Raw genomic sequence first — 14,102 nt, 5'->3', positions numbered from 1 at the left:
TAGTGTGGCATAGAGCATAGATGGCGTGCCTCCTTCGCTCTATGACCCCCGATATCAAAAGCTACGCTCGCAGCTCAAGGCGGCGCGTCAGCAACGTGGGATCACTCAGACCGCGTTGGCGGCGCGTCTGGGTGTTGGGCAGTCGTTTGTTTCCAAGATGGAGCGTGGTGAGGCTTTTATCGACGTCATCTTGTTTGTCGACTGGTGCCACTCGCTCTCGATAGACCCCGCTGCAGTGTTAGGATTCCTGCGTCACGAGCCCCGCGAGGCGGGGGCAACCAGTTCCTCGCCCAACAGTGGCCTCTGACGGGTTGACGGAGCTGCCTTTGTGCTCTACGTAACGATCAGGCTCAAAGGGGCGTCTACCCGACACCTCGTCGCAAGATGTCGAATTCGTTTGCCGAACGGGCCACGGTGTGGCTGCAATATGTGGTGCCTAAGCAGGCCTTAACCGCCGTGGCTGGGGCCTTGGCGCGTCGGCCTCTGGGGGCGGTGACGCAGGCCGCGATACGCCGTTTCATCGCTCGCTACCAAGTGGACATGACCGAGGCGGCGCAGCCCGATCCCGCCGCCTATGCCACGTTCAACGATTTTTTTACGCGCGCGCTGCGCCCGAGCGTGCGGCCATTGGCCGATGCCGACCTGGTCTGTCCGGTGGATGGGGCCATCAGCCAGTGTGGCGACTTGAGCGGTGAGCGCATCGTGCAGGCCAAGGGGCACGATTACACGGCCACGGCGCTACTCGGCGGCGATGCGGCGTTGGCGGCGGCGTTCGCCGACGGCGTCTTTGCCACGCTGTATCTGAGTCCGCGTGACTATCACCGCATCCACATGCCGTGTGATGGGCGGCTGCGCGCCATGGTGCACGTGCCGGGGGCGTTGTTTTCCGTCAACCCGGCCACCGCCCGGGGAGTGCCGGGCCTGTTTGCGCGCAATGAGCGCGTGGTGTGTGTGTTCGAGGGGCAGCGTCCCGATGGCCGGCGCTTCCCATTCGTTTTGGTGTTGGTGGGGGCGACCATCGTAGGCAGCATGGCCACGCTGTGGCACGGCGTGGTCAACCCGCCGCGGCCGGGCATCGTGCGGCGCTGGACGTATGACGATCGCGAGATACGGCTGGCGCGCGGGGCGGAGATGGGGCGCTTTTTGCTGGGATCGACGGTGATTGCGCTGTTTCCGCGCGCCACCGTGACTTTGAACCCGGCGTGGGCCGCTGGTCGGGCCGTGCGCATGGGCGAAGCGATGGGCAGCTGGCGCTGACGGTGGGGGCAGGCACCGATTCGTCGGCGCCAAGTGATCGGCACCTCGCATCCAGAATGCGGCAAGCCGCATGCCGGGCCCGGATCACTGAAACGCCACCTCGGCGAAGCTGCGCAGCTTGCGGCTGTGCAGTTGGTCGATGCCGGCGGCGCGCAGCCGTTCGATGGCGCGCAGACCGATGCGCAGATGCTGATCGACGCGCTCGCGGTAGAAGTGATCGGCCATGCCCGGCAGCTTGATGGCACCGTGCAGTGGCTTGTCGCTGACGCACAACAAGGTGCCATAGGGCACGCGAAAACGAAACCCGTTGGCGGCGATGGTGGCCGACTCCATGTCCAGCGCAACCGCACGTGACTGCGAAAAACGGCGCTGGGGCAGGTGGTTGGGCAGCAGCTCCCAGTTGCGGTTGTCGGTGCTGGCCACGGTGCCGGTGCGCAGCACGCGCTTGAGGTCGGCGCCTTGCAAGCCGGTGACGTCGGCCACCGCGCCTTCCAGTGCCTGCTGGATTTCGGCCAGCGCCGGGATCGGCACCCACAGCGGCAGCTCTTCATCCAGCACGTGGTCTTCGCGCACGTAAGCGTGCGCCAGCACATAGTCACCCAAGCGCTGGCTGGTGCGCAGTCCGGCGCAGTGGCCCAGCATCAGCCAAGCGTGGGGGCGCAAGACGGCGATGTGGTCGGTGGCGGTTTTGGCATTGCTGGGGCCCACACCGATGTTGACGAGCGTCACGCCGTTGCGGTCGGCGCGCACCAGGTGGTACGCGGGCATTTGGGGCATGCGCGCCGGGGGGGCGCCAGTGGGGCCGATGATCCGGGCGCGCTCGGCGTCGCTCACTTGGGTGCGCCAGGTGACGACGTTGCCGGGCTCGACGAAGGCGACGTAGGCGCTGTCGGGGCGCGCCATTTCGGCACGCGCGTAGCGCACGAATTCATCGACGTAAAACCCGTAGTTGGTAAACAGCACGAAGTTTTGGAACCACGCCGGTGCCGTGCCGCTGTAGTGGCGCAAGCGCTGCAGTGAGTAGTCGATGCGCGCGGCGGTGAACAGCGCCAGCGGTTGCGCCTCACCAGGGCTGGGCCAGTACGTGCCGTTGGCGATACCGTCGTCCATCGCGCCGAGGTCGGGCAGATCGAAGACTTCGCCCAGGCGCGCGCGCTGCACGGGGTCGAGTTCGCCCTCGAAGTGGGTGTCCTCACCGAGCGCGAAGTGCAGCGGAATCGGTTGACGGCTGTCGCCCACCTCCAGTGGGACGCCGTGGTGCTGGCGCAGCAGGGCGAATTGCTCGCGCCAGTAGTCGGCAAACAGATCCGGGCGGGTGAGGGTGGTTTCGAACCGGCCGGTGCCGGCAACGAAGCCGTAGCTGGTGCGGCGCGCGTCGCCGCTGTGCGCGGGCTGCCATGGGCGTGTGACGTGGATCCGCACGAAGGGATAGGTGGCGCGCACGCGCGGCAGGGGGGCGGCGGCGTCCAGCGGCGTGTCGATGTAGCGCCGCAGCGCCGCGCGCAGATGCTCGACCGCGGCGTGGTAGCGGCGAGTCACCTCGGCCACCGCCGCCTCGGGATCGGTGAAGGATTGGGTCGGGGTGAAGGGCGGGGTGTCAGCGGACATCATGGGGTACGGCGCACGATGGCGGCGGGTTCGCGCAAGGTGACGAATTCCTCGGCCACCGTGGGGTGGATGCCGAGCGTGGCGTCGAATTCGGCTTTGGTGGCGCCGGCGCGCAGTGCCACGGCAAAACCCTGCACGATTTCGGCCGCCTCTGATCCCACCATGTGCAAGCCGACGACGCGGTCACTGGCATCGTCCACCAGCAGTTTGACCAGGGTGCGAGCCGCACGGCCGCTGAGGGTGTGGCGCAGCGGCCGAAAGATACTGCGGTAGATGCGCACCGCATCGCACCGTTGCAGCGCTTGCTCCTGTGTCCAGCCCACCGTGGCCACCTCCGGATCGGTGAAGACGGCGGTGGGGATCAGGTCGTAGCGGGCGTGGCGCGGGCCAGCACCCGGTGGCGGTCCAAACAGATGATCGACCAGCGCCATCGCTTCGGCCAGCGCCACCGGGGTGAGTTGCACGCGCGCGGTCACGTCACCCAGCGCGTAGATGCTGGGCACGTTGGTGCGGAAGTGCTCGTCGACGACGATGGCGCCCAGCGCCCCTTGGGCCACCCCCACGGTCTCCAAGCCCAGCCCGGCGACGTTGGGCACGCGCCCGGTAGCGTAGAGCACGGCGTCGGCGTCGAGCTGGGCGCCGTCTTCCAGTTGCACCCGCAGGCCGCCGTCGGCGCGCTGCACCGCCACCACGCCGCTGCGCAGGCGCAGGTCGATGCCTTCGCGCACCAATTCGGCGGCCAAATAGTGGCGGACTTCATCGTCGAAGCCGCGCAAAATCTGCTCGCCCCGGTACAGCAGTGTCACCTGGGCACCCAAGCCGTGAAAGATGGAGGCGAATTCGCAGGCAATGTAGCCGCCGCCGACCACCACCAAGCGCTGGGGAAAGGGCTCCAGGTCAAACACCTCGTTGGAAGTGATGACGTGCTCGCGTCCGTGAAAGTGCGGTACGTGGGGAATGCCCCCGGTGGCCACCAGAATGTGGCGTGCACGCCAGTGCTGCTCGGTCGCGCTGCCGTCGGGGTGGCGGGTCCGCACGGTCACGGTGTGGGCGTCGTGCAGCCGTGCCTGTCCCAGCAGCAGGGTCACGCCGGCGTTGCGCAGCAGCGTCTCATACACGCCGTTCAAGCGCGCGACTTCGGCGGCACGTCGTTGCCTGAGTCGAGCCCAGTCGAAGGGGGGTGTCGGGACCTGCCAGCCATAGCCACGCGCCTCCGTGAAGGCGTGCGCATAGGCGGCGGCGTAGCGGTAGAGCTTTTTCGGAATACAGCCCAGCGTCACGCAGGTGCCGCCCAAGCCCGGCAGGCCGCGCGCTTCGGCCAGCGCCACGCGCGCGCCGCGCTGGGCAGCCATGCGGGCGGCGCGCACGCCCCCGCTGCCGCCGCCGATGACGAATAAATCGAAGTCGAACTCGCTCATGATATCCCCGCGGGTAACCGAATGCGATGGGCCGGGGCTGCGTGGCAACGGTGGCCGGCAGCCGCCGTGGGTTGTATCATGCCAGCGCAGGTGTGAGCGCTGCGCGCCGAGGCCGAGGTGTAGCGATGCTGTGGCCTCGCACCGACTCTGGGGGTTCATGATGAGCGGCATTGTGCATTCCCAATCGCACCGTGCGGTACGCCAGCCACGCGCGGTTGCGCGTGCGTGCGCCCGTGCGACGCGGATCGTTTCATCGGCGCGTTTCTGGGGGTGTCCCTCGTGTTGCCTGCGTGGGCAGGCAAGCCACAGTGGGCCGGCAGCGGCCACGATGGCGTGCATGGAAAACCCCCGCATGCGGTCACGCCCGCGCCCGGTGACGCGAAGCCACCGGCAGCAGCCGTGCCAGGTGACGGCCGTGTCTCGATTGCCATTGGAGGCTATTTCGACGATCGGCAGCGCGAGGCGGTGCGCTGGGTATTCGGGCAACAGGTGGCCCGGGGCGCTTGTCCTCCGGGGGTTGGCCAAAAAGAACAATGGGTGCCGCCCGCCCGGGCTGGCGAAGTTATGGCGCCTGGGGCAGCCGTTGCCGCCGGGTGTCGCGGTCTATCCGATACCGCCCGAGCTGCGTCGTCGCCTGGGCGATCCGCCCCCCGGTCATGACTTCGTACGGGTGGCGGCCGACATTTTGCTCATTGCCGTCGGTACCTCGCTTGTCATCGACGCCATCGAGGACTTGGGGGGACTGTAAGGGGATCGGCATCGAGCGCGGTGACGTTGCGTCAACGGTGCGCCGGTGCCGCTCGGATGTGCGAGCCGCGCCGCCCCTAGCGCGTGCCCCGGCGCGCCAGGTGCTGGGCCAGATAGCGTCCGGTGTGGCTGCCCGGGTGGTTGGCGAGTTGCTCAGGCGTGCCGCAAGCCACGACGCGGCCGCCGCCGGCGCCGCCCTCCGGCCCCATGTCGATGAGCCAGTCGGCACAGGCGATGACGTCCAGGTTGTGCTCGATGACGACGATGGTGTTGCCCGCGTCGCGCAGTTGCAGCAGAACGCGCAACAGCAGTTCGATATCGGCGAAGTGCAGGCCGGTGGTGGGTTCGTCCAGGATGTAGAGCGTGCGCCCGGTGTCGCGTTTGGCCAGTTCTTGCGCCAATTTCAGCTGCTGTGCCTCGCCCCCGGAGAGTGTGGTGGCGCTCTGCCCGAGCTGCAGATAGCCCAGCCCGACGTCCAGCAGCGTTTGCAAGCGCCGCTGCAGGGCGGGCACCGCAGCAAAGAATCGGTGTGCCTGCTCGACCGTCAACGCCAGGATATCGGCGATATTGAGGCCTTTGTAGCGGACTTCCAGCGTTTCGCGGTTGTAGCGCGCGCCACCGCAGACGTCGCACGGGGCGTAGACGTCGGGCAAGAAGTGCATCTCGACCTTGATCACGCCGTCGCCCTGGCAGGCCTCGCAGCGTCCGCCTGCCACGTTGAAACTGAAGCGCCCCGGTGTGTAGCCACGCTCGCGCGCCAGTGGGGTCTGCGCCATCAGCTCGCGAATGGTGGCAAACAGCCCGGTGTACGTGGCTGGGTTGGAGCGTGGGGTGCGCCCGATCGGGCTTTGGTCCACGGCGATCACTTTGTCCAGATGCTCCAGCCCATACAGCGCCTCGTGGGGCAGCGGCTCGTCGCTGCTGCGGTGCAGGTGGCGTTGTACGGCCCGCAGCAGGGTATCGTTGACCAAGGTGGATTTGCCCGAGCCGCTGACGCCGGTGACGCAGGTGAACAGCCCAAGGGGGATGTCCACCGTGACCGACTGCAGGTTGTGGCCACGGGCACCGACGAGGCGTAACGCCCGTGCCGCCGCCGCGGCGCCGGGTGCGGCTGTGCCATCGGAGCCTGGCCAGCGCGCACGGCGCGCGTCCACAGTAGCGGCCGTCGTGTCGCCGTTGCCGGGTGTGTCCTGGGCGGGGTGGGCGTACGGCTCGGGCACCGTGGCCGCGGGTGGTGGCGTCCAGCTGCGCCGCTGTGCCGGTGGCTGAATGCGCCGCCGCCCGGCCAGATAGTCGCCCGTCAGCGACCCCGGGGTCGCAGCCACCGCCGTCCAATGGCCTTGGGCCATCACGCGCCCGCCATGGGCACCAGCCCCGGGTCCCAGGTCGATGACGTGGTCGGCCGCGCGCATCATGTCCTCGTCGTGTTCCACCACCAGCACGGTATTGCCCAGATCGCGCAGGCGCAGCAAGGTGGCGATGAGGCGGTCGTTGTCGCGTTGGTGCAGGCCGATGCTGGGTTCATCCAGCACATACATGACGCCGCTGAGCCCCGAGCCGATTTGGCTGGCTAAGCGAATGCGCTGCGCTTCGCCGCCGGAGAGCGTCTCGGCGCTGCGCGCCAGCGTCAGGTAGGGCAGGCCGACGTCGTTGAGAAAACGCAGCCGAGCGCGGATTTCGTGCAGGATGCGCTGTGCGATCTCGGCGCGTGCGCCGCCAAAGCGCAGCGCCTCGAAATATCCGTGCGCCTCGGCCAACGTCATTTGGCTGATGGCATCGATATTGCGCCGCTGCGCTCCCTCGCCGATGAAAACGTGCAGCGCCTCGGGCCGCAGGCGCGCCCCGCCGCAGGCCGGGCAGGGTTGGCGTACGCGCAGGCGGGCGAGCTCCTCTCGCACCGCGGGCGCGTCGGTCTGGCGCCAGCGTCGCTCCAGGTTGGGCAAAATGCCTTCGAAGGGGTGAGCCTTGGTCACGCGCCGTCCGCCGTCGGCCCCGTAACTGAAAACGATGGATTCACTGCCACTGCCGTGCAGCAGGGCGTGCTGCACCGCCGCCGGCAGCGTTTGCCAAGGCGCTTCGGGGTCGAAGCCATAGTGGGCGGCCAAGCTGTGCACGGTGCTGACGACGTGTGGGTTGCGGCGGTCCCAGCCGATGACGGCGCCGCCGAGCAGGCTCAGCTCGGGAAAGGCCACCACCCGAGCGGCATCGAACACTTCCACATGCCCCAGGCCGTCGCAGCGCGGGCAGGCACCCTGCGGCGCGTTGAAGGAAAACAGGCGCGGCTCCAGCGGCGCGGGCTGGTGGCCGCAATGCGGGCACGCCGGATGCGCGGCCAGCGTGTGCAGCGCGCCGGTGTCCAGTTCCAACGCCAAGGCGCGCCCGGCGCCAACGCGCAGCGCCGTCTCCAGGCTCTCGGCCAGGCGCTGGCGAGCCTCGGCGCGTACCTTCAGGCGGTCCACCACCACCTCCAGCTGCGCGTTTGGATGCAGATACGCCCGCGCCGACTCGGCTTCGTGTACCGCGCCGTCGATGCGAAAGCGCACGAAGCCCTCGTTTTGCAGTGCCTGCAGCGTGGGGGTCGGATCGTCGGCGCGCACGGCCACGGGCGCCAACAGCAACAGTCGGGTCTCGGTGGGTAGGGCCAACAGGGCGTCCACCATCTGGCTGACGGTGAGCGCCTGCAGCGGCACGTCGTGCTGCGGGCAGTAGGGCGTACCCACCCGCGCAAACAGCAGGCGCAAGTAATCGTGGATTTCGGTCACCGTACCGACCGTCGAGCGCGGGTTGTGACTGGTGGCTTTTTGCTCGATGGCGATGGCCGGGCTCAAGCCTTCGATCACGTCCACGTCCGGCTTGTCCATGCGCTCCAGAAACTGGCGCGCATAGACCGACAAGCTCTCGACGTAGCGCCGCTGGCCCTCGGCGTACAAGGTATCGAACGCCAGGCTCGATTTGCCCGAGCCCGACACACCGGTGATCACCACCAGTGCGTCTTTCGGAATGTCCAGATCGATGTTGCGCAGATTGTGGGTGCGCGCGCCGCGCACGCGCAGCACGCGCGCAGCGGCGCCGGGCGTCGAGGCGGTGAAGACGGGATCGCGTGGCGGCATGGACGACTCGGGCGTTGGCAAACCCACCATCATAGGACGAGCCGCTCGGCAGCGCTTTGCTACACTGTGCGTTATGTCTGCCCACCGCTGTCTGTTCGATGCCCGCCGGGCGGCCGCGCTCAAGACTGGCCGCCGGGAGGCTTGGCCCTGGCGCCGGCCTGTCACGCACGCCTGAATCCGCCTGCGGCGCCGCAGCGCCGCCGTTTCGCTGGTCCGCGCGTCCGCGCGTCGTTTGCGTCGTGTGAGCGGGTTGGTGGCGACAGCGCCACCCCCGCACCGCCTCAGGAGCCTTGCCGTGATCTCCGCATCACAATTCGAACAGCTGGCCGCGCAGGGGTACAACCGCATTCCCCTGGTGGCCGAGGCCTTTGCCGATCTCGACACCCCGCTGTCCCTGTATCTCAAGCTCGCGGCGGTCGAACGCCAGGGCCGCAACAGTTTTTTGTTGGAATCGGTGGTGGGGGGGGAGCGTTTCGGGCGCTACAGCTTCATCGGTTTGCCGGCGCGCACCTGGCTGCGTGCCAGCGGTTTTGGCGACGCCGCCCGCACCGAGGTGGTGCGCGACGGCGCCGTCATCGAAACCCTGTGCGGCAATCCCCTCGACGCCATCGCCGCCTACCAGCAGCGCTTTCGCGTCGCGCCCGTGCCGGGCTTGCCGCGTTTTTGCGGCGGACTGGCGGGCTACTTTGGCTACGATACCGTGCGCCACATCGAGCGCAAGCTGCAGCACACGTGCCCGCCCGACCCGCTGGGGTTGCCGGACATCGTGCTGCTGCAGACCGAAGAGCTGGCGGTCATCGACAACCTCAGCGGTCGCCTGTATCTGATCGTCTACGCCGATCCGCGCCAGCCCGACGCGTATGCGGCCGCCCTGGCGCGTCTGCAGGCCCTGCGCGAGCGCTTGCGCGCCCCGGTGCAGGCGCCCGCGATCGGTTGCGGCGCTCCAACAGCCGTGGTGCACCAGCGCAGCCGCGCCGACTTCGAGGCCGCGGTGCAGCAGGCCAAGGCGCTCATCCAACAGGGCGACTTCATGCAGATCGTCATCGGCCAGCGCGTTCACAAAGCCTTTGCGCACAGCCCGTTGAGCCTATACCGGGCGCTGCGCACGCTCAACCCCAGCCCCTACATGTACTACTACAACCTGTCGGGGGCCGATGCGCGTGGCAGCGATCTGCATGTGGTCGGCGCCTCGCCCGAGATCCTGGTGCGGCAGGAGCGCACCGCCGACGGCGTCAAGGTCACCATCCGGCCGCTGGCCGGCACGCGCCCGCGTGGCGCCACGCCCGAGCAAGACAAAGCCGCCGAGCAGGAGCTGCTGGCCGACCCCAAGGAGCGCGCCGAGCACGTGATGCTGATCGACCTGGCGCGCAACGACATCGGTCGCATCGCCGTCACCGGCAGCGTGCGCGTCACCGAAGCCTTCGCGGTGGAGCGCTACAGCCACGTCATGCACATCGTCAGCAACGTCGAAGGGCGGCTGCGTCCGGGTTTGAGCAACATGGATGTGCTGCGCGCCACGTTTCCGGCGGGCACCCTCACCGGCGCGCCCAAGGTGCACGCCATGGAGTTGATCGACCGTCTGGAGCCGACCAAGCGCGGGATCTACGGCGGCGCGGTCGGCTACCTGAGCTACGCCGGCGATATGGATCTGGCGATCGCCATCCGCACGGGGGTCGTCCACGATGGCACCCTGTACGTGCAGGCCGCCGCCGGCGTGGTGGCGGACTCGGTGCCAGCGCTGGAGTGGCAGGAGACCGAGCACAAAGCGCGCGCGCTGCTGCGCGCGGCCGAGTTGGTGGAGGAGGGCTTGGGATGATGGCCGCCACGCCCCAGCCTGCTGATGCGCTGCCGCGCACCATGAGCGAGGTCAGGCAGCGTGTGGACGCGCTGGACCGCGCGCTGGTTCCCCTGCTGGTGCAACGCGCGCACTGCATGCACGATGCGGCGCGCATCAAGCAGCACGCGCACGAAGTGCGCGACGAGGCGCGCATCGAAGCAGTGGTGCACCACGTGCGTGCGCTGGCCGTGCAGCACGGCGGCGACGCCGATTTCATGGAAACCCTCTACCGCGCCATGATGGACTGCTTCATCGCCTACGAAGCGCGCCTGTTTGCCCAACGCAGTCGCACGGCCACCGATCTGGAGCGCCCATGAAGCTGCTGATGATCGACAACTACGACTCCTTCACCTACAACCTGGTGCAGTATTTCGCCGAGCTGGGCGCCGAGGTGGAGGTCTACCGCAACGATGACATCACGCTGGAGGGCATCGCGGTGCGCGCACCCGACCGGCTGGTGATTTCGCCGGGGCCGTGCTCGCCGACGCAAGCCGGCATCTCGGTGGCGGCGATCCGGCACTTTGCCACCCGGCTGCCGATTTTGGGGGTCTGTCTGGGACACCAGAGCATCGGCGTAGCCTTTGGCGGCACCATCGTGCGGGCGCGCGAGCTCATGCATGGCAAAACCAGCGTCATCACCACCACGCAGGAAGGCGTCTTCGCCGGCCTGCCGCGCCAGTTCACCGTCAATCGCTACCACTCGCTGGCCATCGAGCGCGCCACGCTGCCGGACGTGCTGGCCGTCACCGCCTGGTGCGATGACGGCGAAATCATGGGCGTGCGCCATCGCGAGCTGCCGGTGCACGGGGTCCAGTTCCACCCCGAGAGCATTCTCACCGAGCACGGCCACGCGCTGCTGAAAAATTTTCTGGAGTCCACGTGATCGGCGGGCTGTGTCCACACGGCGTCGGCGCAGCCACTTCCCTTCTGCCGTGCCCCTGACCCACCCAACCGCGTTTTGGAGCGTCGCCATGCCCCATCGCCACCTCATCACCCCGCAAGAGGCGTTGCAGCGCGTCATCGAGCACCGCGAAATCTTCCACGACGAAATGCTGCACCTGATGCGGCTCATCATGAGCGGTGAAATCTCGCCGCTGATGACGGCTGCCATCATCACCGGCTTGCGCGTCAAAAAAGAAACCATCGGCGAGATCACCGCCGCCGCCCAGGTGATGCGCGACTTCGCCACCAGGGTGGTCGTCGAGGACACCACGCACCTGGTGGATATCGTCGGCACCGGGGGCGACGGCGCGCACACCTTCAACATTTCCACCTGCGCGATGTTCGTGGCGGCCGCCGCCGGCGCGCGCGTGAGCAAGCACGGCGGGCGCAGCGTCAGCAGCAAGTCCGGCAGCGCCGACGTGCTGGAGAGCCTGGGCGTCAATATCCAGTTGTCGCCCGCCGCGATTGCGCGCTGCATCCAGGAGGTCGGCATCGGCTTCATGTTCGCGCCCAACCACCACCCGGCGATGAAAAATGTGGCCCCGGTGCGCCGGGAAATGGGGGTCAAGACGATCTTCAACATTTTGGGGCCACTGACCAACCCGGCGGGCGCACCACGCATCTTGATGGGCGTCTTCCACCCCGATCTGGTCGGCATCCAGGTGCGCGTGTTGCAGCGTCTGGGGGCCGAGCACGCGCTGGTGGTGCACGGCAAGGACGGTATGGACGAAGTCAGCCTGGGGGCGGCGACCCTGGTCGGTGAGCTCAAGGGCGGCGAGATCATCGAGTACGAGATTCACCCCGAGGACTTCGGTCTGGCCATGGCCAGCCACCGTGCCTTTCAGGTTGACACGCCCGAGGCCTCGCGCCAGCGCCTGCTGGCGGTGCTCGATGGCGAGCGAGGACCAGCGGCCGACATCGTCGTCTTCAACGCTGGGGTGGCGCTGTACGCGGCCGACGTGGCCGACAGCATCGAAGCCGGCATCGCGCGCGCGCGTGCCGCGCTGGACAGCGGCGCCGCCAAGGCCAAGCTGGAGCAGTTCATCACCGTCACCCATCGCCTGGGCGCTGGAGAGCCGGCATGAGCGATATCCTGCAGCGCATCTGCGCCACCAAGCGTGAAGAAGTAGCGGCGGCGCGCGCGCGCGAGTCGGCGCCAGCGCTGCGGGCGCGCGCCGAGGCCTCGCGGCACGACGACCCCGTGCGCGATTTCGTCGGCGCCATGCAGGCCCAGATCGCGGCCGGGCGCGCGGCGGTGATCGCCGAAGCCAAAAAAGCCAGCCCGTCCAAGGGCGTGCTGCGCGCCGACTTCGACCCGGCTGCCATCGCTGCCAGCTATGCGCGCCATGGCGCGGCCTGCCTGTCGGTGCTCACCGACCGCTCCTACTTCCAGGGTGACCCCGCGTATCTGCGTCAGGCGCGTGCCGCCGCGGCGCTGCCGGCGCTGCGCAAGGACTTCCTGGTCGATCCGTACCAAGTGTGGGAGGCACGCGCGTTGGGGGCCGATGCCATCTTGCTGATCGCCGCTTGCTTGGACGATGCCCAGTTGGCCGACTTCGAGGCCATCGCCGAGGAGCTGGGCATGGCCGTGCTGGTGGAAGTGCACGACGCCGCCGAGCTGGAGCGCGCGCAGCGCCTGCGCACGCCGCTCATCGGGGTCAACAACCGCAATCTGCGCACCTTCGACGTCTCGCTGCAGACCACGTTGGACCTGTTGCCGCGCCTGGCGCCCGGCCGCATCCTGGTGACGGAAAGCGGCATCCAGTCTGCCGACGATGTCCGACGCCTGCGCGCAGCCGGGGTGTCGGCCTTCCTGGTCGGTGAAGCCTTCATGCGTGCGGCCGACCCCGGCGTGGCGCTGGCGCAACTGTTCGATCACCGGGGTTGAGCGTGGGGCGGCATCGACGCGACGTCGGTACGGTCCACTGGCAACCCTGCCCAGGGGCGCACACCGGTTTCGTCTTCATTTGTCCCGGCCGCTTCGAGGCGCAGCGCGGCTACCCGTGCGCGGCTGGCACCGGGGCCAATCTGGCGCGTGTGTTGCTGACGCTGCACGAGCGCGATCCACTGCGTTTTTCGAGCCCGCATCGGGCCGGCTATGTCATCACCAATGCCTGGGCGCAGGTCGAATATCCGGCGCTGACCCAGCGCTCGGTGCCCACACTGGCCGAGGTGCTGCAAACCGCCAACCTGGAGCGGCTGGCGCATGAACTGGCGGGGCTGCGGTGGGTGGTGGTCTGCGGCACGCTGGCGCACGCCGCCGTGCACGCCCTGCGCGAGCGCGGCTGGCTGGATGCGGTCGTGGCCTGTGAACGCCACCTGAGCCAGCGCAGTATCAACGGCATTCGCGCCGCGGCGGATACGTCGGGGCGTCTGGCGCACTGGTGCGACAGCGTCCTGACGCAATTGACGCGGTGCGCCGTTCAGGTCGGCGGCGGCATGCCCGCGCAGGCGTGAATCTCGCCGCGGCAGCCGGTCTCTACGGCGTCGGCCACCCGGGTGGTGTCCGCGCGGTGCACGGGGTGCTGGCGTCGCCCCTCCTGCCGCTGATCCTGCCACCGACCGCTCGATTTTTGTGCCGCGCGTGCGATGCGGCCCGAAACCGTGGCATAATCACGAACTCTCGCCGGAGGGGTGCCCGAGTGGCTAAAGGGGGCAGACTGTAAATCTGTTGGCTTACGCCTACGTTGGTTCGAATCCAACCCCCTCCACCAGCGAATCGGTTCTGTTGGGTTGAGAGAAGGCAGTGCCAGCCCGCGACGTCATCCCGCGGGATCGCGCGGGAGTAGTTCAATGGTAGAACCTCAGCCTTCCAAGCTGATGACGCGGGTTCGATTCCCGTCTCCCGCTCCAGCGCAGCGCCGGTGAGTTGGTGTCGAGTCTAGGTTTTCGTGGCTGCCGCAAGGCGGTCGCAGGCCCATGTGGCTCAGTGGTAGAGCACTCCCTTGGTAAGGGAGAGGTCGGCAGTTCGATCCTGCCCATGGGCACCACCGTTGTCCTAGCCCCACGTGGGGCGTGTGAGTGAGTTCGGCAAACATCCATTCGGAGCGCGTAGCATGGCAAAGGAAAAATTCGAGCGGACCAAGCCGCACGTCAACGTGGGCACGATTGGTCACGTGGACCACGGCAAGACGACGCTGACGGCGGCCATCACGACGGTGCTGGCGAGCAAGTTTGGTGGTC

13 protein-coding genes and 3 tRNA genes are annotated in these 14,102 nt (G+C 68.1%); 13 read left to right on the top strand and 3 right to left on the bottom strand.

The window, feature by feature from the left end:
• Positions 1 to 25 precede the first annotated feature (25 nt).
• Together Tchar_RS10785 and asd are read left to right on the top strand one after the other, a co-directional pair.
• A complete protein-coding gene (locus Tchar_RS10785) occupies positions 26 to 307 on the top strand; it encodes a helix-turn-helix domain-containing protein (protein WP_144329025.1) in 282 nt (93 codons plus the stop codon).
• Positions 308 to 384: 77 nt separating this feature from the next.
• A complete protein-coding gene (gene asd / locus Tchar_RS10780; protein WP_144329024.1) occupies positions 385 to 1,257 on the top strand; it encodes an archaetidylserine decarboxylase in 873 nt (290 codons plus the stop codon).
• A gap of 84 nt (positions 1,258 to 1,341) precedes the next feature.
• Here asd and Tchar_RS10775 read toward each other — a convergent pair whose 3' ends face one another.
• A complete protein-coding gene (locus Tchar_RS10775; protein ID WP_144329038.1) occupies positions 1,342 to 2,865 on the bottom strand; it encodes an AMP nucleosidase in 1,524 nt (507 codons plus the stop codon).
• Positions 2,865 to 4,283, bottom strand: a complete 1,419-nt coding sequence (gene gorA, locus Tchar_RS10770) for a glutathione-disulfide reductase (RefSeq protein ID WP_144329023.1) — start codon at positions 4,281 to 4,283, stop codon at positions 2,865 to 2,867. The genes Tchar_RS10775 and gorA overlap by 1 nt, the downstream gene beginning before the upstream one ends.
• 583 nt (positions 4,284 to 4,866) lie before the next feature.
• Between gorA and Tchar_RS14075 the strand changes: the two genes are divergently transcribed.
• Positions 4,867 to 5,031, top strand: a complete 165-nt coding sequence (locus Tchar_RS14075; RefSeq protein ID WP_236640434.1) for an RcnB family protein — start codon at positions 4,867 to 4,869, stop codon at positions 5,029 to 5,031.
• A gap of 76 nt (positions 5,032 to 5,107) precedes the next feature.
• Here Tchar_RS14075 and uvrA read toward each other — a convergent pair whose 3' ends face one another.
• Positions 5,108 to 8,140 (bottom strand): excinuclease ABC subunit UvrA, encoded by a 3,033-nt coding sequence (gene uvrA / locus Tchar_RS10760; RefSeq protein WP_144329022.1) that lies wholly within the window; start codon positions 8,138 to 8,140, stop codon positions 5,108 to 5,110.
• 295 nt (positions 8,141 to 8,435) lie between these two features.
• Here uvrA and trpE point away from each other — a divergent pair, with 295 nt between their 5' ends.
• The 10 genes from trpE to Tchar_RS10710 form a co-directional block, all read left to right on the top strand.
• Positions 8,436 to 9,956 carry an anthranilate synthase component I gene (gene trpE, locus Tchar_RS10755; protein WP_144329021.1) on the top strand — a complete coding sequence of 507 codons (1,521 nt, stop codon included), beginning with the start codon at positions 8,436 to 8,438 and terminating at the stop codon, positions 9,954 to 9,956.
• Positions 9,953 to 10,294, top strand: coding sequence for a chorismate mutase (locus Tchar_RS10750; protein WP_236640433.1), 342 nt, complete (start codon positions 9,953 to 9,955; stop codon positions 10,292 to 10,294). Before trpE ends, Tchar_RS10750 begins: the two co-directional genes overlap by 4 nt.
• Positions 10,291 to 10,860: an anthranilate synthase component II gene (locus Tchar_RS10745; protein WP_144329020.1), complete on the top strand. Its 570-nt coding sequence runs from the start codon at positions 10,291 to 10,293 to the stop codon at positions 10,858 to 10,860. Before Tchar_RS10750 ends, Tchar_RS10745 begins: the two co-directional genes overlap by 4 nt.
• 88 nt (positions 10,861 to 10,948) lie before the next feature.
• On the top strand, positions 10,949 to 12,004 hold the full coding sequence (gene trpD, locus Tchar_RS10740; RefSeq protein WP_144329019.1) for an anthranilate phosphoribosyltransferase: 1,056 nt from the start codon (positions 10,949 to 10,951) through the stop codon (positions 12,002 to 12,004).
• Positions 12,001 to 12,807, top strand: coding sequence for an indole-3-glycerol phosphate synthase TrpC (gene trpC, locus Tchar_RS10735; RefSeq protein ID WP_144329018.1), 807 nt, complete (start codon positions 12,001 to 12,003; stop codon positions 12,805 to 12,807). The genes trpD and trpC overlap by 4 nt, the downstream gene beginning before the upstream one ends.
• Positions 12,808 to 12,809: 2 nt before the next feature.
• Positions 12,810 to 13,376, top strand: a complete 567-nt coding sequence (locus Tchar_RS10730; protein WP_144329017.1) for a hypothetical protein — start codon at positions 12,810 to 12,812, stop codon at positions 13,374 to 13,376.
• Positions 13,377 to 13,547: 171 nt separating this feature from the next.
• Positions 13,548 to 13,633 (top strand) — tRNA-Tyr (locus Tchar_RS10725).
• A gap of 65 nt (positions 13,634 to 13,698) precedes the next feature.
• A tRNA-Gly gene (locus tag Tchar_RS10720) sits at positions 13,699 to 13,772 on the top strand.
• 62 nt (positions 13,773 to 13,834) lie between these two features.
• Positions 13,835 to 13,909: transfer RNA gene (locus Tchar_RS10715), tRNA-Thr, on the top strand.
• Between the two features lie 66 nt (positions 13,910 to 13,975).
• Positions 13,976 to 14,102, top strand: a 127-nt coding sequence (locus tag Tchar_RS10710; RefSeq protein WP_236640437.1) for a GTP-binding protein, incomplete at its 3' end; no start/stop codon positions are given.

Origin of the sequence: Tepidimonas charontis, assembly GCF_007556685.1 — a bacterium.
Classification (GTDB): domain Bacteria; phylum Pseudomonadota; class Gammaproteobacteria; order Burkholderiales; family Burkholderiaceae_C; genus Tepidimonas; species Tepidimonas charontis.
Note: the sequence above shows the minus strand (reverse complement) of the source record. Positions and strands in the feature narration are given on the sequence as shown.